The organism is uncultured Microbacterium sp., assembly GCF_963524805.1.
Taxonomy (GTDB): Bacteria; Actinomycetota; Actinomycetes; order Actinomycetales; family Microbacteriaceae; genus Microbacterium.
Window position 1 is genome coordinate 1 of record NZ_CAURGG010000014.1, and the last position, 21034, is coordinate 21034.

The 21034-nt window shown below is 68.8% G+C and carries 17 protein-coding genes; 6 read left to right on the top strand and 11 right to left on the bottom strand.

The window, feature by feature from the left end; genetic code table 11:
• Nucleotides 1–121 precede the first annotated feature (121 nt).
• From RWQ91_RS16760 to RWQ91_RS16770, 3 genes are read right to left on the bottom strand one after another with little or no spacing between them, the layout of a single operon-like run.
• On the bottom strand, nt 122–595 hold the full coding sequence (locus RWQ91_RS16760; protein ID WP_314508331.1) for a recombinase family protein: 474 nt from the start codon (nt 593–595) through the stop codon (nt 122–124).
• Between the two features lie 58 nt (nt 596–653).
• Nucleotides 654–2390, bottom strand: coding sequence for a sodium:proton antiporter (locus RWQ91_RS16765; protein WP_314508292.1), 1737 nt, complete (start codon nt 2388–2390; stop codon nt 654–656).
• 4 nt (nt 2391–2394) lie between these two features.
• Nucleotides 2395–3399 (bottom strand): malate dehydrogenase, encoded by a 1005-nt coding sequence (locus RWQ91_RS16770; RefSeq protein ID WP_314508294.1) that lies wholly within the window; start codon nt 3397–3399, stop codon nt 2395–2397.
• 133 nt (nt 3400–3532) lie between these two features.
• Here RWQ91_RS16770 and RWQ91_RS16775 point away from each other — a divergent pair, with 133 nt between their 5' ends.
• A complete protein-coding gene (locus RWQ91_RS16775; protein ID WP_314508296.1) occupies nt 3533–4408 on the top strand; it encodes a neutral zinc metallopeptidase in 876 nt (291 codons plus the stop codon).
• Nucleotides 4405–5379 (top strand): prolyl aminopeptidase, encoded by a 975-nt coding sequence (pip, locus tag RWQ91_RS16780; protein ID WP_314508297.1) that lies wholly within the window; start codon nt 4405–4407, stop codon nt 5377–5379. The genes RWQ91_RS16775 and pip overlap by 4 nt, the downstream gene beginning before the upstream one ends.
• A gap of 1 nt (nt 5380) precedes the next feature.
• On the opposite strand, the gene RWQ91_RS16785 is transcribed toward pip, so the two are convergent.
• The 6 genes from RWQ91_RS16785 to RWQ91_RS16810 form a co-directional block, all read right to left on the bottom strand.
• Nucleotides 5381–7009 carry a GMC family oxidoreductase N-terminal domain-containing protein gene (locus RWQ91_RS16785; RefSeq protein ID WP_314508298.1) on the bottom strand — a complete coding sequence of 543 codons (1629 nt, stop codon included), beginning with the start codon at nt 7007–7009 and terminating at the stop codon, nt 5381–5383.
• Nucleotides 7006–8802 carry an aldehyde dehydrogenase family protein gene (locus RWQ91_RS16790; protein WP_314508301.1) on the bottom strand — a complete coding sequence of 599 codons (1797 nt, stop codon included), beginning with the start codon at nt 8800–8802 and terminating at the stop codon, nt 7006–7008. The genes RWQ91_RS16785 and RWQ91_RS16790 overlap by 4 nt, the downstream gene beginning before the upstream one ends.
• A 99-nt stretch (nt 8803–8901) precedes the next feature.
• Nucleotides 8902–10173, bottom strand: coding sequence for an aminotransferase class V-fold PLP-dependent enzyme (locus RWQ91_RS16795; RefSeq protein ID WP_314508303.1), 1272 nt, complete (start codon nt 10171–10173; stop codon nt 8902–8904).
• On the bottom strand, nt 10160–11140 hold the full coding sequence (locus RWQ91_RS16800; protein WP_314508304.1) for a hypothetical protein: 981 nt from the start codon (nt 11138–11140) through the stop codon (nt 10160–10162). The genes RWQ91_RS16795 and RWQ91_RS16800 overlap by 14 nt, the downstream gene beginning before the upstream one ends.
• A gap of 83 nt (nt 11141–11223) precedes the next feature.
• Entirely contained in the window at nt 11224–12084 is an 861-nt protein-coding gene (gene kynA / locus RWQ91_RS16805) for a tryptophan 2,3-dioxygenase (protein ID WP_314508306.1), read from the bottom strand.
• A 45-nt stretch (nt 12085–12129) separates the two neighbouring features.
• Nucleotides 12130–12387: a glutaredoxin domain-containing protein gene (locus tag RWQ91_RS16810; protein WP_314508309.1), complete on the bottom strand. Its 258-nt coding sequence runs from the start codon at nt 12385–12387 to the stop codon at nt 12130–12132.
• A gap of 76 nt (nt 12388–12463) precedes the next feature.
• Between RWQ91_RS16810 and RWQ91_RS16815 the strand changes: the two genes are divergently transcribed.
• Complete coding sequence (locus tag RWQ91_RS16815) at nt 12464–13609, top strand: glycosyltransferase family 2 protein (protein ID WP_314508310.1); 1146 nt, start codon at nt 12464–12466, stop codon at nt 13607–13609.
• A gap of 13 nt (nt 13610–13622) precedes the next feature.
• Here RWQ91_RS16815 and RWQ91_RS16820 read toward each other — a convergent pair whose 3' ends face one another.
• A complete protein-coding gene (locus RWQ91_RS16820; protein WP_314508311.1) occupies nt 13623–14789 on the bottom strand; it encodes a polysaccharide deacetylase family protein in 1167 nt (388 codons plus the stop codon).
• Between the two features lie 122 nt (nt 14790–14911).
• Between RWQ91_RS16820 and RWQ91_RS16825 the strand changes: the two genes are divergently transcribed.
• Nucleotides 14912–15424, top strand: a complete 513-nt coding sequence (locus tag RWQ91_RS16825) for an ACT domain-containing protein (protein WP_314508313.1) — start codon at nt 14912–14914, stop codon at nt 15422–15424.
• A gap of 4 nt (nt 15425–15428) precedes the next feature.
• Here the strand turns inward: RWQ91_RS16825 and RWQ91_RS16830 are convergent, their stop codons facing one another.
• Complete coding sequence (locus RWQ91_RS16830; RefSeq protein ID WP_314508315.1) at nt 15429–16061, bottom strand: TetR/AcrR family transcriptional regulator; 633 nt, start codon at nt 16059–16061, stop codon at nt 15429–15431.
• A 96-nt stretch (nt 16062–16157) separates the two neighbouring features.
• Here RWQ91_RS16830 and RWQ91_RS16835 point away from each other — a divergent pair, with 96 nt between their 5' ends.
• Entirely contained in the window at nt 16158–17657 is a 1500-nt protein-coding gene (locus tag RWQ91_RS16835) for an MFS transporter (protein ID WP_314508317.1), read from the top strand.
• Nucleotides 17658–18165: 508 nt separating this feature from the next.
• A complete protein-coding gene (locus RWQ91_RS16840; protein WP_314508318.1) occupies nt 18166–21030 on the top strand; it encodes a PxKF domain-containing protein in 2865 nt (954 codons plus the stop codon).
• Nucleotides 21031–21034 lie beyond the last annotated feature (4 nt).

Below are 21034 nucleotides of genomic sequence, written 5' to 3' on the forward strand. Positions count from 1 at the left end.
TCCGCGAGGAGTGAATCGAGCATTCCAGCCATAGAACAAATGTACGACTACCCTCTGACATCGTCCTCCGATGGATCGACGCCTCTTGTCCGGGAGGGTCGATCGAGGTAGCCCGATCCGCCTAGCGCCCCGCGTCGTACAGGTGCCGCCCGCCATGGCTGAGCACCTTCACGACCACGCCGCGCCGATGAAGCTCCGCGACCGTGCGCGTCTCCTCGTCGATGTCACGGCCGAGGGCGTGCACGGTCGCCACGACGAGCACATCGCCGCTGCGCAGTGTGCCGAACAGGCGCACCAGCCGCGCTTCCCACGACTCGAGCGTCTCGGGTGCGGGATGCCGGAAACCCTCGATCGGCACGCCGAAGCGGGTGAGCTCGTCGCGCTGCTCGGTCACGCTGGGCATGTCATCGCGCGAGATCACCAATCCGACGAGGCGCGATCCGGCGGGGCGAGCGAGCCACCAGTCGCGATCGCGCTGCAGCTCGGTGAAGCACTTGGGGCAGTCCGCGGCCTGATGCGGCAGGTGCAGGGGGCTGGTCTGGCTGTGCGGATCGGCATCGAGCGCAGCCGAACGCCGGGTCACGGCATCCGTCATATCGCTCATGCTGTCCATTCTCACCTGTGCCGAGCCGGTCGCGATACCGCGTGCACGCTCAGAGCTCGTCGTCCAGACGCAGTTCGAGGCTGAGTTCGTCGGCATCCAGTTCGGCCAAGGCGTGCCGCAGGGCTGCGGTGCTGAACGTGCCGTCGCGCGACAGGGCGTTCAGTCGGGTCCGCATCACGCCGATCATCGCGAGTCGCAGTTCCAGCACCTCGTGGCCGTATGCCGTCATGTCATCGTCCGGAGGCTGCGTCATCCTGCTCGCGACGACGTCCATGACTCTCGGGGAGAACGACGAGCCGTCGCGACGGCTCAGACCGCCGCCGGTGACGCTGGATGCTGCAGCCGTGCGCATCTCCTCATCGAGTCGTCGCTGCTCCTCGGCGGAGGGTCCCGACCCCCCAGAGCCCTCGAGCCCGAGCCAGCGGACGAGCCAGGGCAGCGTGAATCCCTGCAGCATGAGGCTTCCCACGGCGACCAGGAAGGCCACGAAGACCAGAAGCGCCTGGATCGGGCCCTCGGGCAGGGTCTGAGCGGCGGCCAGGGTCACGACGCCCCGCATCCCCGCCCACACGATCACCGTGCCGTGCTTCCAGCCGAGGGGTGACGCCTGGTAGTAGTCGAGGTCGCCGAGCATCCGCGACACGCGCGCGCGGATGCGGCTCATCTGACGTTCCCGCGCCCGGGCGGTTCTCGGTCCGCCACGCCGCCGGCTGTCGCGCTCCGAGATCGCGCCCGCTTCGATCTCGTCGAGCCGCACGGTGAAATCCTCCAGGCGCTCGCGGTAGAGCCGTCGCGCGCGCCTCCCCTGCGACCACACGAGGAGGGCCACATACCCGGCGCGAACCAGGATGATGATGCCGATCGCGGACACCGCGAGCCAGGCGCCGTGCCAGAGGCCCTGATGGTCCTCGATGTTCGCCTTCACGATCTCCTTGAGCTGCAGTCCCATCACCAGGAAGACCGCGCCTTCGAGCATGAGCTCGACGGTGCGCCAGTTCAGCTCGTCGGACAGTCTCTGCTCCGGGGAGAACCAGCGGGCGGCGCCCTGGCCGGTCACGATGCCGGCGACGACGGCGGCGACCAGCCCGGAACCGCCGAGCTGCTCCGTGGGCAGATAGGCGACGAACGGCACGACGAAGCTGAGCGCGGTGTTCGCGGCCGAGTGCGCCACCCAGGTGCGCACCCGCAGCGCGAGCAGTCCGACGAGCGCCCCGATCACGACGGCGATGAGAACGCCCCAGACGAAGGACCAGACGGCCTCTCCGATCGAAACGCTGCCGACCGCGATCGCAGCGATCGCCGTGCGCAGCAGCACGAGCGAGGTGGCGTCATTGAGCAGGCTCTCGCCCTCCAGCATCGTCACGACCCGGGTCGAGATGCCCAGCCGCTTCACGATGGACGTGGCGACGGCATCCGTGGGGCTCAGCAGGGCGCCGAGCGCGATCGCCAGATAGAGGTCGATTCCGGGAAGGACGAGCACGAAGAACACCGCCAGGGCGGCCGTGCTGACCAGGACCAGCAGGATCGACAGGCCGGCGATGGGTCGGAAGTCGCGCCGGAACTCGATCGCGGGCAGGGAGACAGCCGAGGAGTACAGCAGCGGCGGCAGGACGCCGACCAGGATGATCTCCGGGTCCACCTCGAACGCGGGGAACAGGGGGAGCAGGCTCACGGCGATGCCGATCGCGACCAGGGCCAGCGGCCCTGCGATGCCGACGCGAGGCGCGAGCGCCGTGGCCAGGGCGACGACCACGATCCCGACCACCGCGATGAGCAGCACTTCCATGCGGCTACAGCACCCCGAGGGCGCGCACGGCGTCGCGCTCCGCGGCAAGCTCGGCCACGGAGGCGTCGATGCGGGCGCGCGCTCGATCGTCGAGGCTGAGTCCCTCGATCACTCGGTACCCGTCGCCGGATGACGAGACCGGAAACGAGCACACGAGACCCTCGGGCACGCCGTACTCGCCGCGGGAGACGACCGCCGCGGAGGTCCACGGCGTGCCGGCCTGGTCATCGCGCACGTGCTCGATCGCTGCGTTCGCGGCCGACGCGACCGAGGACGACCCGCGCACCTCGATGATCTCCGCCCCGCGCCGGGCGACCCGAGGGATGAACGCCTCGTCGAGCCAGGCCTCCGCCGCGGCGAGGCCTCCGAGCCGCGACGCGAGTGCCTCGATGACGGACTCCCCGCGGACCCGGGCATGAGAGACGTCCGGGAACTGCGACGCGGAGTGATTGCCCCAGATCGCCAGTCCCGAGATCTCGTCCGGGCGAGCACCGAGGGCGTCGGTGAGCTGGCCGACGGCGCGATTGTGGTCCAGTCGCGTCAGCGCCGTGAACCGGTCGGAGGGAACGTCGGGGGCGGATGCCGCGGCGATGAGTGCGTTCGTATTGGCGGGGTTTCCGACGACCACGACGCGGATGTCGTCCGCGGCCACGGCCCCGATCGCCGCTCCCTGGGGCCCGAAGATGCCGGCATTGGCGGCGAGCAGATCGGCCCGCTCCATGCCCGGCCCGCGCGGTCGCGCTCCGACCAGCAGCGCGATGCCGGCGTTGTCGAACGCCACGAGCGGGTCGTCGGTGACTTCCACCGACTGCAGCAGGGGAAATGCGCAATCCTGCAATTCGAGGGCCGCTCCCTCGGCGCTGCGCACGCCCTGCGGGATCTCCAGCAGCCGCAGCCTGACTGCACGGTCCGGGCCGAGCATCTCCCCGGCCGCGATTCGGAACAGCAGCGCGTAGCCGATCTGCCCGCCGGCGCCGGTGATCGTGATCGTGGTCGCAGGGGTTGCCATGCGCCGAGCCTATTCCCGCCCCTTCGGCGCTTCCGCATCGAGTGGCCGCGAAGCGCGACCGACCAGCTTAGCAATCCGCACGGGTGCCGGGAATGTCCCGGGTCGGCGCCCGGGAGCCCGGTACCGTGAACGCATGACCTTCAACGACAACGCGAGCGTCGGCGGCAACTCCGCCCGACGCCGCGGTGGCGGCGGCATCGCCGTCGCGGGCGGCGGAATCGCAGGCCTGGGCGCGCTCGCCGTTCTGCTGTTCCAGCTGTTCACCGGCACAGACCTGTCCGGCTTGGTGGGTGGCGGGGGTGTGCCCAACCCGAGCGACACCGGCGAGGCGATCGCGAACTGCGAGACCGGTGCTGACGCGAACGCCAACGATGACTGCCGCCTTGCTGCGGCATCCCTCTCGATCAACCAGTTCTGGGCCGAGAACGTCGACGGCTACCGCGAACCCCAGCTGATCATCGTCGACGGCTCCACCGGCACGCAGTGCGGCACGGCCTCCAACCAGACCGGACCCTTCTACTGCCCGCCCGAGGAGAGCGTCTACATCGACCCGACGTTCTTCGCACTGCTTCGCGATCAGTTCGGAGCGACCGCCGGCTCGCTCTCGCAGCTGTACGTGCTCGCGCACGAGTACGGCCACCACATCCAGCAGATCACCGGCATCATGCAGCAGTACCCGAACAACGGGACCGGGGCCGACTCCAACGGCGTGCGCACCGAGCTTCAGGCGGACTGCTTCGCCGGCGCCTGGGTCGCCGCGGCTTCGACGACGGAGGACGAGAACGGCGTGCCGTACCTGCAGCCTCCGACGCCGCAGGAGATCAACGACGCGATCAACGCAGCCCAGACGGTCGGCGACGACCACATCCAGCAGGAGTCCGGGGGGCAGGTCAATCCCGAGACCTGGACGCACGGCTCGAGCGAGCAGCGCGCGCGCTGGTTCAACGCCGGGCTCTCGGGTGGCATCCAGGCGTGCGACACCTTCACGGTCGCGGGAAGCGATCTATGACCGATCCGAATGGGCTGGAGTCCCTCTACCCCGAGATCGAGCCGTACGAGACGGGGATGCTGCTCGTCGGCGACGGCCATCGGCTGTACTGGGAGCAGAGCGGCAACCCGGACGGCAAACCCGTCGTGTTCCTGCACGGCGGCCCGGGCGCCGGGACTTCGGCCTGGCACCGGCGCTTCTTCGACCCCGAGAAGTACCGGATCGTGCTGTTCGACCAGCGCGGATGCGGACGCAGCACGCCGCACGCGAGCGCGACGGACGCCGATCTGCGCTTCAACACGACATGGCACCTCGTGGCCGACATCGAGCTGCTTCGCCGCAATCTGGGCATCGAGAGCTGGCAGGTCTTCGGCGGCTCGTGGGGAAGCGCCCTGGCGCTCGCCTACGCCGAGACGCACCCGGATGCCGTCAGCGAACTCGTGCTCCGCGGCATCTTCACACTGCGCCGCCACGAGCTGGAGTGGTTCTACGAGGGCGGTGCGGCCGCGATCTTCCCGGATCTGTGGGAGGCGTTCATCGCCCCCATCCCGGTGCTCGAGCGTTCGCGGATGATCGAGGCGTACCACCGGCGGCTGAACGACCCGGACCCGGCGGTTCACGTCCCGGCGGCGGTCGCGTGGTCGCGCTGGGAGGCCTCGACCCTCACCCTCCGGCCCGATCCCGACCTGGTGGCCGGCATGACCGAACCGGCAGCGGCGACGGCGTTCGCCCGCATCGAGAACCACTACTTCGTCCACGACGGATGGTTCCGCGATCAGCAGCTGATCGAGGACTCCGCGTCGCTGCGCGACATCCCGGCGGTGATCGTGCAGGGGCGCTATGACATCTGCACGCCGATCATGACGGCGTGGGATCTGCACCGGGCGTGGCCGGAGGCCGAACTGGTCGTCGTCGACGACGCCGGCCATTCGGCGAGCGAGCCCGGCATCGCGGCGGCGTTGGTCGCGGCGACCGACCGCTTCGCCGGCTGAATCACCGGCCGCGGATCAGGTCCGCCGCGACCTCTCCCACCACGATCGCGGGTGCGTTGGTGTGTCCGCGGATGAGCGTGGGGATCACCGACGCGTCCGCCACGCGCAGGCCCTCGACGCCGCGGACCCGGAGGTCGGGGTCGACCACCGAGGCGGCGTCCGAGCCCATGCGGGCCGTGCCGACCGGGTGGTAGAGGGTGTGCGAGTAGCGGCGCAGCGAGAGCTCCGCGCGCTCGATCGGGGTCATCGTCTCGCCGCCCTCGGGCTGCACCCAGCCGCCGGTCGTGACTGCGCGCAGCGCGGCGGTCGCGACCAGTCGCTCGCACTCGGCGAGCCCTGCCAGCATCGTCGCCCGGTCGATGCCGTCCGGGTCGCTGAGGTAGCGCGGGTCGATCACCGGCTTGTCGGTCGGGTCGGCCGAGCGCAGGCGGACCGTGCCGCGACTGCGCGGGCGCAGCAGGATCGCGCCGACGGTCAGGCCTTCCGCCGGCAGCGGCACGAGCCCCTCGCCGACATAGGGCGCCGAGGCGAAGATGATCTCGATGTCGGGGAGCTGATCGGCCATGCCGGTGCGGTCGGCGACCTCGGTGCGCACGAACCCGTACGCCTCTGCGACGTTGGAGGTCAGCATCCCGCGCCGCGTCACGAGGTAGCGGGCCAGCTCGGCGGGCTTCTCTGCGCCGAACAGGGTGCCCTCGTGTGCGGCGGGTGCGAGCCCGGCGACCAGGTGGTCCTGCAGGTTGCTGCCGACGTCGGGGCTGTCCACGATGAGCGGGATGCCGTGCTCGGCGAGCTGCGCGGCCGGGCCGATGCCGGACAGCATGAGCACCTGGGGGGTGTTCACGGCACCGCCGGCGAGGATCACCTCGCGCCGGGCCGAGGCCTGCCGGGTGACGCCGCCGATCTGGACGTAGACGCCCGTCGCCCTCGGCAGTCCGCTCGGGGTGGAAGGCGCGAACGTCACGCGGCGCACGAGAGCCCCGGTCACGACGCGCAGGTTCTTGCGACGGCGCGCGGGTCGCAGGTAGGCGTCCGCCGTCGAGGCGCGCGCACCCCGGCGCTGGGAGACCATGGTCTGCGAGAAGCCCTGGCGCTCAGGCAGGTTCGGTGCCGTCACGGGGTGACCCGACTCGACCGCCGCGGCCAGGAACGCGGCGGTGTGCGATCGCGGGTCGCGCTGATGCTGGATGTGCTGCGGTCCGCCGCTGCCCTGCGTCGGGTCGGCCGGGTCCTCGGTGTCCTCCACGCGCCGGAAGTACGGCACCAGCGCCTTCCACGACCAGCGCTCGCCCGCGGCATCCGCCCAGTCGTCGTAGTCGGCCGCGAAGCCGCGGATCCACATCATCGCGTTCAGCGACGAGGATCCGCCCAGCGTCTTGCCGCGCGGCCAGTAGATCGTGCGGTCTTCGAGCTCCGGCTGCGGGACGGTGTCGTAGTTCCAGTCGTACGCGCCGCGGAAGAGCTTCGAGAAGGCGGCCGGCACGTGCAGTTCCAGCGCCCTGTCGGGCGAACCCGCCTCGAGCAGCAGCACGGTCACCGCAGGGTCCTCGCTCAGCCGGGCGGCCACGGCGGCGCCGGCCGATCCTGCGCCGACGACGATGTAGTCCGCGGTCAGATCCTGTCGGCTCACGCGCGGAACGCCTGCACCAGAGTCGCGGCCAGACGACCCAGGTTGCCGTCCATCCGGTAACGCGTGAAGCCCTCGCTCACGCTGGCGCCCGTGCGGGAGTCGACGAACCACGGAGGCTTGGGCAGCACCGATCCCTTCGCGAGGCTGCGCGTGCGGATGATGCGCGGAATCGAGCGCGGGAAAGGCCGGAACGGTCCGCGGGTGACGGATCGCTCGATGCCCTGCAGCAGCAGCGCGTTGTGCACGACGCCCATGCCGCTCACGACGTTCTCGAGCGTGCCTCCCGGGTAGCCGCCCCACGTGAGGGTCGGCGTGAGGAAGGCGAAGGCCGTCCACGAGTTGATCGAGATCGCGCCGTAGCGCAGGCGGACGATCGCGTTCTCGAAGCCCTCACCGAGCATGGCCTGGGTGGCCGGATCGATCAGGACGTTCGCGCCGAGCGTGCCCACCAGACGCTCATTCGCGTGCGTGACGGCCGCATCCAGGAACTCCTGCCCGTTCCCCGGGATCTGCACGACCCCGAGTACGGGCGCGAAGTACTCGGTCGTCTCGAGATCGGTCGCATCTTCTCCCGGGCCGATCTCGACGAGCAGGCGGGTGCCGTCGCCGACGCGCGTCGCGCCCGGATAGCTGGATGCCGCCGCCTCGAGCTTCTCATCGCTGCGCGGGTACCAGACGGTTCGTGCGGGGGCCGCGCCGAACGCGCGACGCAGCTCCGCCAGGAATGCCGCCCGCTGCGGCCACTCTGCGCTCAGCAGCACGACCTGGCCGGCGATGCAGTTGTGGCCGCTGTTCTGCAGCCGCATGGTGACGATGTGCTCGGCCTGGTAGCGCAGGTCGGCCGTGGTCCACTCGCCGGGAACCACGATGATCGGTGAGACACCGCCGAGCTCGGCCGTGATCGGCTTCTCCAGCTGCGGTCGACCCTCGCGTCGCCGCAGGGCCGCGTCCGGTCCGGTTCCCCACACGATCGCGTCGAACGTGGGCGCGGCGCCGGTGATGTGCACGTGGGCGACGTCGCGATGGGCCGTCAAGTACGCGCCGACCTCACCGCCGCCCCGGACGATGCGCAGCAGCCCGGCCTCGATCAGCGGTGCGAGCGCCCGCTCGTACACCGGCACCAGGGTGTCCTGGGTCGGATTGACCTTGAGGATCACCACGCGGTTGTGCGCGAGCAGCTCGTACAGGACGTCCAGCACCGGGATGGAGGTCACGTTGCCGGCGCCCAGGACGAGACCTATGCCGCCGCTGTGCGAGGGGTGCCGCTGTCCCAGCCCCGCCTGCGCGCGAGCCTGCTTCTCGGTGACACCGGGCTCGAACCACACTTCACCCGAGTAGCCCGACAGCAGAAGGCCGTCCATCGCCGAAAGCGGGAACGTATGCGCGCGCAGCCGGCCGCCGGGTCCGGCATCCAGCGTCACTCCGTCGAGAGGGCTGAGCCCCTTCGACAGCGCCGCGAGGCTGCGACGGTAGGCCTCCAGCGCGACCAGCGTGGCGTACGGCCCCCCGAGCCACTCCTCACCGCGCAGCGGATGCCCGGGCCCGAGCCCCTTGGACAGCGCGGCGGTCTCGGCCCACTCCTGCGCGTTCGCGGCGGTCGTGGCGTGCAGGCGCTCCAGCAGCCGCGCCCGCTGATCCAGCGTCAGGTGCGACCAGATGCGCGCCCCTGCCGCGAGCTCGGCGATCGCCGCGTCGACCCTGTCGGTCTCGACCGCATCGAGGTCTGACCGCGCGGATGCGCCTTGGGGGTCCGCCGAGTTCGTGACGGTCGATGACTTCGCGCTGGGCGACACGGCGCTCTCCTTCGGGCGGGAGGCTCCAGCATACGACCCGAAACCCAGTTCCACGTGGGGTGCGCCTGAATGTCAGCCGCGTCTCGCTCCCCGGGTCGTTCAGGCGGTTTCGGCCACCACCGCGTCGCGAACGGCGACCATGCCGGCGAGCGTCTCGGCGAAGCTGGTCGACAGGGGGGACAGACCGATGCGCAGGCCGCCCGGGTTCCGGTAATCGGGGATCACGTCCTGCCGCCACAGCCGAGCCGTGACGGCACGCATGGACGGATGCTGCAGCGTGACGTGTCCGCCGCGCTCTCGGGCATCGCGGGGCGAGGCGACGCCGACGCCCAGCGGCGCGAGCATCTCGTCGGAGAGCCGGATCGCGAACTCGGTGAGGGCGACGGACTTGCGACGGATGGCGTCGATGCCCAGGTCTTCGATCATCGCCAGCGTGTCCTGCAGGGCGAGCATGCCGACGATCGGGGGCGTGCCGGAGAGGAACCGCCGCATGCCGGCCGCCGGAGCGTACTCCGGGCCCATCGCGAAGACGTCGGCGGCGCCCATCCACCCCTGGATCGGCTGTGCGAGCAGCGCCTGATGGCGTTGCGCGACATAGGCGAACGCGGGGGAGCCCGGGCCACCGTTGAGGTATTTGTACGTGCAGCCCACCGCGAGGTCGAAGCCCCAGACGTCGGCCTGGATCGCCACTGATCCTGCGGAATGGCAGAGGTCCCAGAGCACGAGCGCTCCCGCGTCGTGCGTGATCTCGGTGAGGGTCTCGGCATCGGCGAGGTAGCCGGATCGGTACGCGATCTGACTGAGCACCACGACGGCCGTCTCGGGGCCGACCGCCGCGCGCAGCGCCTCGGCGGTCACGCCCGAGGACCTGTCGACCTCGATCCAGCGGACGCGACCTCCTCGTTCGGCGGCGATGCCCTCGACCAGATAGCGGTCGGTGGGGAAATTGTCGGTGTCGACCACGATCTCCACGCGCGCGGGGTCCGCGGCGCGCTGGGCGTCGAAGGCCGCGCGGATGAGCTTGTAGAGCAGCACCGTGGCGGAATCCCCGATCACCGTCTGCCCGGGCGCAGCGCCGATCACCGAACGTCCGAGGACATCGCCGATCTCGAAGGGAAGCTGCATCCACGACTCGTCCCAGCCGCGGATCAGCCGCCCGCCCCACTGCTCGTGCACGAACGCCCGAAGGCGCTCCGCGCTGCGGCGCAGGGGCCGGCCGAGCGAATTGCCGTCGAAGTAGACCAGCGACGACTCGGACCCGATGAACTGCGCACGCAGCCCGCCGAGCGGATCGGCGGCGTCGAGGGCGGCAGCCTCGTCGGCGAGCCGGTCGGATGCGGCGCGTGCAGCGCCCGCGTCAACGGTGGTCATCGTGGATCAGCTCCTCAGTGGGGACGACCGTCGCGCCCGCGAGCCACGCGGGGACGGCGTCGAGGTGGTCGGGCGGGGGGCCCGGGACGAAGGTCGTCACCCCGTGCGCGGACTCTGCGACAGGCCAGGGATCGGTCAGGGCCGCGATCAGCGCCGGTCCGCGTACGCCTGCCGTATCGAGAGCGGTCAGCTCATCGCGCTGGATGCCGTCCGGGCGCTCGCCGTTGCCGAGATCCGTGCCGTAGAGCACGCGCCCGCCGATACCGGCGAACGTCGCCAGGTTGATCGCCGCTCGTTCGGCATCGGCGCCTTCATGGATCGCGAGGGTCGAGATCCACCACTGACCCAGGGCGTGCGCCCGTGCGATCGACGCTCCATCCAGCCATTCGCTGAACGGCGCGTGTGCGAGGGCGTCGACGCCCGCATCGAGAGCGAGGCTCATCATTCCAGGTCCTTCCACGTGGGCGACCACCGGCAGGCCGCGCGCGTGCGCCGCGGACGCGATCGCCCTCAGGGTGTCGAGTTCAAAGACCGGTCCCGCGGTCCGATTGAGTGCGACCTTGATGACGGAGACCCCGCACGCCGCCTGCTCGTCGACCGCCGTGCCCGCCCCACCGCTGACGCCGGGGTGCGTCGAAGGATCGGTGACATGGTGCACCACCGCATCGGGCGCCCAGCCGCGTCCGGTCGGATAGCCGCCCGGAGCGGTGAGGAAGGCGCCGGCGTACGCCGTACGGGGAAAGCTGTGAGAGGGCCGGCGGGCGAGCGCGACCGGGTCGCCGCCGAGGTCGACGACGGCCGCGATGCCGTGGAGGGCCAGCTGCCGTTCATCGATCAGATGCAGGTGCACGTGGTGGTCGTGCAGCGGCGGCAGGGCGATCCCGGACTTGCCGCTCAAGGCGCGGCGGCACGGCCGGGCATCAGGGCCGAGCAGCTCGAGCAGCAGCTGGGGGTCGTGGTGCGGCATCCGTCATCGTCCGATCTCGGTTCTGACCGCGCGCTTCGATACGGGCCTGGCGGCCCTCCCCAGCGACCGGCGGCGGCACAGGTTCATTGCCCGATCTCGGTTCTGACCGCGAACAGCTCGGGAAAGAACGTCAGCTCGAGCGCCTTCTGCAGGAACGGCACGCCGCTGGATCCACCGGTGCCCTTCTTGAACCCGATGATGCGGTCGACGGTCTTGAGGTGCCGGAACCGCCACAGCTGGAAGTTGTCCTCGAGGTCGACGAGCTCCTCGCACGTCTCGTACGCGGCCCAGTGCGCCTGCGGATCGGCGTAGATCGAGGCGAAGATCGGGACGAGCTCCGGCGTGAACGTCCACGCCGTCGTGACGTCGCGCTCGAGCACGGCGGCGGGAATGGGGTAGCCCAGGCGCGCCAGCAGCCGCAGGAACTCGTCGTACAGGCTGGGCGCCTCCAGCGTCTCGCGCACCAGCTTCTCGGCGACCGGGTCGGTGGCGAACACCCGGAGCATCCCGGCGTTCTTGTTGCCGAGGGTGAATTCGACGGCGCGATACTGCGCCGACTGGAAGCCGCTCGCATTGCCCAGCACCCCGCGGAACTGGGCGTACTCGGCCGGGGTCAGGGTCGCCAGCACCGACCACTGCTCGGTGAGCGTGCGCTGGATGTGCTTGACGCGCGCGATGCACTTGAGGGCCGGAGCCAGGCGGTCCTCACGCAGAAAGACGCACGCGGCCGACAACTCGTGCAGGACGAGCTTGAGCCAGAGCTCGGTCGTCTGATGCTGGATGATGAACAGCAGCTCGTCGTGGTGCTCGGGATCGCTGAGCGGATGCTGCGCAGCCAGGAGCGTGTCGAGTTCGAGGTACCCGCCGTAGCTCATGCGGTCGGTGAAGTCCGTCACGACCGATCCTTCGATCGCGCGGGTGTTGCCCTGCACGCCTTCGCTCACGCTGCGCCTTCGCTCACGCGCTTCAGCCTAGTGAGCGGTGCCGGACTAGATGAGGGAGAGCTCGCGCAGCTTCGACTCGACGTCGGCGTTGGAGGGCTCGACGTGGTGCGAGGAGTCGGGGTACACCACGACCGGGATGTTGGTGCGTCCGGAGATCTCGCGCGCGACATCGGCCGCCGCCGGGTCCTCCACGAGGTCGACGTAGTCGTAGGTGAGGCCCAGCGAATCGAGCTGCCTCTTGGTGCGGATGCAGTCGCGGCACCAGTCGGCGCCGAACACCGTGATCGTGGAGGGGGAAGTCATCCCTCCATTCTCCCGGATGCCGCCTGAACGAGCGCCGGATGCCGGGCATCGGGTCGCATGCGACGATAGAGGCGCCATGCAGCTGTCGATCATCGTCCCGACGTACAACGAGGCTCCCAATGTCGGGGAGCTCGTTCGCCGTGTCGCGGACGAGACGCGCGGGATCGACGCGGAGATCATCTTCGTGGACGACAGCACCGACACCACGCCGGACGTCGTGCTCGAGGTTGCGGCGTCCGCCTCCGTACCGGTCCGGCTGATCCACCGCGAGCGGCGCACCGGCGGTCTGGGCGGGGCGGTCCTGGAAGGACTCGCTGCCGCTGCCGCGGACGCCTGCCTGGTCATGGACGGCGACCTCCAGCATCCACCCGAGAAGATCCGCGAGCTGTACGACCGGTTCGCCCGCGGCGATGTGGACGTCGTCATCGCCTCGCGGTACGCCGGTGACGGCACCTCGGCCGGCCTCGCAGACCGCACACGGGTGCTCGTCTCGAAGGTGTCGACGGCCCTTACGCGGGCGATGTTCCCCATCAAGCTCAAGGACGTCTCCGATCCGATGACGGGCTTCTTCCTCATCGACCGGCGGGTGGTGGATGCCGCGACCCTGCGTCCGCGGGGCTTCAAGATCCTGCTCGAGATCCTCGCGCGGCGGAACCTGCGCATCGCTGAGGTGTCCTTCGACTTCGGCGGCCGCCATGCGGGCGAGTCCAAGGCGTCGATGCGCCAGGGCCTGCACTTCCTGACTCAGCTGACGGCGCTGCGGTTCGGCAAGATGTCGCTGTTCGCCGTGATCGGCGGGCTCGGGGCGCTGGCCAACATCGCGATCGTGTGGGGCCTGACGCACGTCGGCGTGAACTACATCGTGGCGGCGATCATCGCGTCCGAGGTGACGATCATCGGCAACTTCCTGCTGCAGGAGCGCTTCGTCTTCCACGACATGCGAGGACAGGCCTCGGGAGTCGGGTCACGGTTCGCCAAGTCGTTCACCTTCAACAACGCCGAGCTGCTCATCCGCATCCCGATCGTCGCCCTCATGGTGAGCGGCGGCCACATCTCCGCGGTCATCGCCACCGCCATCACGCTGATCGTCGCCTTCGTCGTGCGGTTCGTGTTCCACTCGCTCGTGGTCTACGCCCCCCGCAAGCCCGGGGCGCAGGTCAGCCGGACGCGACAGCTCGTCGACGAGCTCGACGCGCAGGCGATGTCGCCCGGAGAGCTTTAGCCGGACACGGGTCTCAGCCGATCAGGCCGATGATGTCGTTGACGTTCATGCCGTAGTTCACGCGCACGACGGGCAGGGCGAGCTTGTCCGTGCCGATCGACACGTACCCCGGCTCGATCGTGCGGCCCATCTCGAAGCCCGCCTCGGCGACGCCCTGCTTGGTGGTGTCGTTGTAGTGGCCGAAGGGGTAGGCGACGACCTCTTTGACGCCCAGCACGGCGGCGGACTGCTCGAGGTCAGCGGCGATCTCTTCCGCGCTGGCGTTGACCATCATCCCCTGGCCGTTGGCTCCCGCCTGGTGCATGGCGTGTGTGTGGGAGCGCCGCAGCACGTAGGCGTTGGGCGCGGGATCCTGTCGGTCGCGAGTGATCATGAACGACGTCGTCAGCAGCTTGTACTTGTCCACCACCGGTGCCGCCAGGTCGAACCACGTCTGATCGGCATCGTCGTCGGTGATGATCACCGAGTGGTTCGGCAGCCAGAGCCGGCCGTCGATGAAGGCGCTCAGTTCGTCCCAGGTCGGCAGGTAGAACCCGCCGGTTGCGATGTGGTTCATGTGCGCGTCGAAGTCGCCGATGTAGGCGTAGTTTCCGCGCAGCCATCCGTCTTCGCCTTCGGGCCGCGTCGTGAACTGGTGGTACATCATGATCGGGATGCGGGCGTTCTCGGCCACGTTCTCGTCGGGTGTCTTCCACGACCCGTAGAGCGTGATCTGCCGATCGGTGCACGCGACCAGCTCGGACCCGTTGATACGGCTCGGGATGGCGAAGGCGGCGGCATCCGCGGGTGTCGCGTACCAGCCGGCGAACACCCGTCCGTCGCTCTGCGGTATAGGTAGACCTGTGTACAGCGCTCCCTGCGTCTGCAGCATCGGCTCGTCGGCCACGCCGTCGGCGGTGAAGCTCACGGCGCACGCGTCGGGGTCCTCCGTCGTCTCGAGCAGCTGCTGAGCGGCGCTGAGCGGAGTCGGCTCCGCTGTCGGCGTGTCATCGGTGCTCGCCGCCGGGGAGGGCGCGGCGACGGCACCCGAACCACCGCGCGTGGCGGCGATCACCCACACGGTGGTCACGACGACCGCCACGAGGACGAGCGCCGACAGGAAGGCGGCGAAGCGTCGCCGCCGCCGCACGCGCGCGGAGACGCGAGGCGTGCGAGCGCCGTTGCGTGTCGAATCGGTCACGGTGCGAAATCCTCAAGAGTCCAGTGGCGCTCACCGGCCTGTGATGCGCGCCCGCCGCCATCGTACGACCGGTTGCCGCACAAGCCCTGGATGCGAGAGGCGGGATCGGTACGCTGAGCCTCATGACAATGCTCGTGCTCACCGTGGTCGGCGCCGACCGCGCGGGTCTGGTCGCCGCGGTGGCGGATGTGGTCGACGCGCACGGCGGCAACTGGGAGAACAGCCAGCTCGCCGAGCTGTCGGGTGCCTTCGCCGGCATCATCGAGGTCTCCGTGCCGCCCGAGCGACTCGAAGAGCTGCGGGAAGCGCTCGCGGGCCTGGACGGAATGCTGACCGTGACGGCGCACGCGAGCGATACGACTCGGGATGCCGCCGACCCGCGCCTGTTCGCCTTCCGCGTGCTCGGCAACGATCATCCGGGCATCGTCCGCGAGATCTCCTCGGCGCTGAACGCGCAGAGCCTCAGCATCGAGCGGATGTCGAGCGAGACGTACGATGCGGCGATGGCCGGAGGTCGGCTGTTCGAGGCCCTCATCGCCGTCCGGGTTCCGGCATCCGTCGACGTCGATGACATCCAGCGCGCGCTCGAGGAGCTGGCCGCAGAGATCCAGGTGGACGTGACGCTCGAGCCGTGAGCCGCTACGCGCCCGGACCTGTCTGAGGCAGGCCGGCCGCGGGCAGGATGACGCGGTCGATGTTGCCGATCATGAACTCCCGGTCCACGGGCTTTCGCAGCATGAGCGTGCGATAGGCGACCATCGCCGGTCCGACGAGGCAGAGCCGCTCGATGTCCACGTCCGGGGAGATCTCCCCCCGGTCGATCGCACGCTGGAAGATGATGCGGTTGGCGGTCGCGCGCGGCTCGACGAAGGCCTCGTGCGCCGCGGCGGCCAGTTCCGGATCCCGCGCGATCATCGAGACGATGCCCGCCATGACCTTGAGCTTGCGCTCGCTCTCGCGAATCGTAGGTGTCTTCACCAGTGCGAGGAGGTCGCCGCGCAGGCTTCCGGTGTCGGGTGGCGCCGCGAGGTCGACCCCGCTGACTTTCATGCAGGCGATCGCGTCGAGCACCAGATCGGCCTTCGAAGCCCAGCGGCGGTACACCGTCGCCTTGCCCGCCTTCGCGCGGGCGGCGACCATGTCGACGGTCATGCCGTCATACCCTTCTTCGGCCAGCACATCCAGCGCCGCCTCGAGGATCTCGGGGTCGCGGGTGTGGTCGCGCTTGCGGCCCAGTCGAGGCTTGGGCGCGTCGAGGTCGATCTGCGTCATCGCGGCGACTCCTCTCATCCGACCCGATATTACCGGCAGGTAAATTCCTGTACCGCGGAGATCCGGAACTCAATAGTACCGTATAGAGTGAGCGTCATGTCCTCTCCCTCTCCCACGCCTACCCCGACGAACCGGGGTCACTGGATGACGCTCGCCGTCGTCGGCCTCGCCCAGCTCATGGTGGTCCTCGACGCGACAGTCGTGAACATCGCCCTGCCCTCGGCGCAGGCCGACCTCGGATTCACCGACGGCCAGCGCCAGTGGATCATCACCGCCTACTCGCTCGCCTTCGGCAGCCTGCTGCTGCTGGGAGGACGCCTCTCCGATCTCTGGGGACGCAAGCGCACCTTCATCGTCGGTCTCATCGGATTCGCGATCGCCTCCGCCCTGGGCGGCGCGGCGGGAACCTTCGAGCTCCTCGTGGGCGCGCGGGCGCTGCAGGGCGCCTTCGGCGCGCTCCTGGCCCCCACGGCGCTCGCCGTCCTGACGACGACTTTCACGATCCCGAAGGAGCGCGCACGCGCATTCGGGGTCTTCGGCGCGATCGCCGGTGCCGGAGGCGCGATCGGCCTGCTCCTGGGCGGCATCCTGACCGAGGCGCTCAACTGGCGCTGGAACCTCTACATCAACGTGTTCATCGCCGCCGTCGCGCTGGTCGGAGCGCTGCTGTACATCCCGTTCATGGCGCGCACGGGTCCGCGGCCCAAGCTCGACATCCCCGGCACGATCCTCGTCTCAGCCGGGCTGTTCGGCCTGGTCTTCGGCTTCTCGAACGCCGAGACCGACGGGTGGGACTCGCCGTTGACGTGGGGGATGCTGCTGGGCGCCCTCGTGCTGCTGGTCGCATTCGTGCTGTGGCAGCTGCGCGCCGCCCACCCGCTGCTGCCGCTGTCGATCGTGATGGATCGCAACCGCGGGGCGGCGTACCTGTCGGTGATGATCGCCGGTGCAGGCATGTTCGGCATCTTCCTGTTCGTCACGTACTACCTGCAGCTGACGCTCGGCTACTCGCCGATCCAGACGGGCCTCGCCTTCCTTCCCATGATCGCGATGCTGATCCTGGCGGCACAGCTGGGCACGAACATCTTCGTGCCCCGGTTCGGACCGAAGGTGCTCGTGCCCATCGGCATGGTGCTGGGCGCGACCGGCATGGTGTGGCTCACCTTCATGAACGAGTCGAGCGTCTACGTCGCAAACGTCATGCCGCCGCTCATGCTCATCGGCTTCGCGATGGGGACGATCATGCCGGCGTCGATGCAGACCGCGACGCTGGGTGTGGATCGGCACTTCGCGGGTGTGGCCTCCGCCACCGTGAACACGAGCCAGCAGGTCGGCGGCTCGATCGGAACCGCGCTGCTGAACACCCTGGCGGCGACCGCGACCGCCGACTTCCTCGTGGCCAACGCGCCGGTCACCGCAGAGGTCGGCGTGCAGGCGGCGCTGGCCGGCTACGCCACCGCGTACTGGTGGGGCGCGGCGTTCTTCGCCACCGGTGCAGTGGTCTCGGCGCTGCTGTTCCGTCGGCGCGGCGACGGCCTGTCGCTGGCGCACACGCCGGTCGCGGCATCCACGGCCGAGCCGGTCATCGCGCACTGATCGCACACCGACCGCGAGACTGCATGCGGTGGTCGAGACTGCGGGTAAACCCTGCAGGCTCGACGGCCGCATGCAGTCTCGCGGTCGGGCGGCCGGAGACCGGGACATGAGGAAACCGTTCCGTGTCGGGATTCTCAGGTCGGGCTCGCGCCATCCTCTTGCCAGCGAACCGGTTCGATGATTTAATGCTGTCGAACCGGTTCGACACATCATTGAACCACGATAAGCCGTCAGTTCGTACCCCGGAACGGCTCGATCAATGGAGATGAAGCACATGAAGATATCTACGCCTCGGCGGCCGATGTGGCGCGCCGGCACTCGGGAAGGTGAGCGGTATTCCGCCCTGGGACTCCGGGCTCGTGGTCGACGCGCCATGGCCGCGCTGACGGCAACGAGCATCGTTGCGGCCGGCGGCCTCTTTGCCATGGTTGCTCCTGCCGATGCAGCCCCAGGTGCGGGCGCAACGCTCGTGGTTCAGGCCGATCAGCCGTTCCGTCCTGTCACTCATATGGCCAGCGGTTCTTTGTACGGGTTGGCCAGCCCGGGCGTGCCGTCGTTGGACAAGATCCTTCCGATCAAGCCGCACACTTTCGTGCAGAAGCCGGAAGGTGGCACGCAGCAGCCCACGGGCGATGCCCTTTCTGTCGCTGACGACGCGAAAGCAGCCGGCGCTGACGTGGTGATCCGGCTCGTGGACTACCTCCCCGGCTGGCCATACCGCTACAACAAGGCCGCGTGGCTTCCCGCCGTAGAGAAGATGGTCAACGACACGAAGGCCTCCGGCAAGACCAACATCGTCGCGTATGCCATCTGGAACGAGGGCGACATCACCTGGCAGACGGCTAACGGGTCGTTCTTCGATATGTGGACCGACACGTATCGGCTGATTCGCACTCTCGACCCTGCCATGCCCATCCAGGGTCCGGCCTATTCGGACAACATCTCGAGCATGCGCGCGTTCTACGAGCACGCGAAGGCAACGAACACGTTGCCGGACGTTCTCGAATGGCACGAGCTGATCCGATCGTCCAAGATCAAGGGCGATGTGGAGAACGTCCGCAAGATCCTGTCCGACCTGAACCTCCCCGAGCCCCCGATCGACATCACCGAGTACGCCGCGCCCGCTGAGGTGGGCTTGTCAGGTCCGCTCGTCGGCTACATCGCCAAGCTCGAACGATACGGGATCACCCGCGCGGAGCTTCCCTTCTGGAACCAGTCCGGCGCACTCGGCGACCTGCTCACCGGTCGCAACGGCGACCCGAACGGCGCGTACTGGCTCTACACCTGGTACGCGCAGATGAGCGGTCAGATGGTGACCACGACGCCGCCTTCCAACGAAAGCCCGCTCGATGGAGCCGCATCCGTCAGCGATGCAGGTGACGAAGTGCGCATCATCACCGGCGGGAACACAGGACCGACTTCGGTCAAGATCAACGGGCTCGACAAGCTGTCGCTGGGCGCGAAGGTCAACGTGCAGCTCGACTTCACGGCCTCGTACGGCCGGACGGTCAAGACGGATGGGCCGATCAACATCTCCAACACCACATATGACGTGGCCGCGGACGGTTCCATCACGGTCCCGATCGTCATGAACCCGACGTACGGCTATCAGGTGGTGGTCACGCCCGCCGGCGACCCCGATGATCTCGCGGGAACATACTCGCTGACGAACGCCAATTCCGGGCTTCAGCTGGCGACGCTGGGCGGCGCGACCGACCAGGGAACACCGGTGGTCCAGGCAGACCCTGCGGTGACGACTGGTCAGGTCTGGAAGGCCGTGCCTGCAGGTCTCGGCCTGTACAAGATCGTGCACACCCCCAGCGGTCGTGTGCTCGCGATCCAGGGCGCCGCGACGTCGAATGGTGCTGCAGCCGTGATCGTGGATGACACGAACGCGGAAGAACAGCTCTGGCAGCTTGTCCCGGACGGCAAGGGCAGCGTTCGCCTGGCCAACTACTCGACCGGAAAGACGCTGGGAGTACTGAATCTGAGCAAGAGCGATGGAGCGGCGGTCATTCAGTGGACCGACGGATCCCCGACGTCGAACTGCCTGGTGAACGGCACACGCCAGCCCGGCAAGATCGGCACGGCCCTGGACTTCTGCAAGACCACGTCGTACGGGTCGCTTCCCAGCGGAATCGTCAGCAGCCTGAACGGCGACTGGTCGATCTCCACCTGGATCAAGCCGGCCGCACTGGCGAACTATTCGCGAGTGTTCGATTTCGGTACCGGTCAGAACGTCAACATGTTCCTCACGCTCAATGCCGGTGGCGCCGGACCACGGTTCGCCATCACAAACAGCGGCGCGGGGGCTGAGCAGCGACTCACGTACGGCGGGCAGAACTTCCCGCTGAACCAGTGGTCGAACGTCGTCATCACCGTTTCGGGCAACCAGGGCACGATGTATCTCAACGGAACCGTTGTCGCAACGAACAACAACATGACGGTGAAGCCGTCGGCTCTGGGAAACACCACCCGCAACTACCTGGGCAAGTCCCAGTACAACGACCCGGCATACGACGGCGCGATCGATGATTTCGCCATCTACAACCGGGCGCTGTCGGCGAGTGATGTCGCCGCACTTGCGGGAGGTCAGGCCGCTGCGGGCAATGTCGCGCAGTACAAGTTCGACGAGGCTGCGGGCGGCTCGACGCTCCAGGACTCCTCCGGCAACGCCCGCAACGGATCGATCGTGCTCGGCACGGGTGGCGGAACCACCACCACCACGGCCACGGACGCCCAGACGGCGGACCGCTTCTGGAAGCTGACCCGTGTTGACATCACAGCGCCAGTCGTGAACGTGTCCTGTCCTGCGGACCCCATTGTGCTCGGCGCCTCGGCGGCCGCGACGTGGACCGCGAGCGACGAGGAACACGGTTCGGGTCTCGCTACTCCTGCGGAGGGCTCCATCGCGCTGGATACGACGACTGTCGGCGCCAAAACGGTCACGGCGGCAGCCGGTACAGCCAACGACGTCGCCGGCAACGCCTCGGCAGAGGTGAGCTGCAACTACTCGGTCGTCTACAACTGGACTGGCTTCGCCGACCCGGTTGACGGGGGAGATGTGGTCAATTCGGTCAAGGGCGGCAGTGCAGTCCCGATCAAGTTCTCGCTTGCCGGGGATCAGGGTCTGAACGTGTTCGCTGCCGGGTCACCGACTGTCCAGTTCGGTTCCTGCTCGGATTCGGCCACCGTCGACGAGATCGAGCAGACGGCGGCTGCGGGCGCCAGCGGCCTGAAGTATGACGCCGCCACGGACCAGTACACGTACGTCTGGAAGACCGACAAGGCGTGGGCTGGAAAGTGCGCCACCTTCTCGCTGCAGCTCAGCGATGGGACAACGCACACCGCCCTGTTCTCCTTCAAGAAGTAACGAG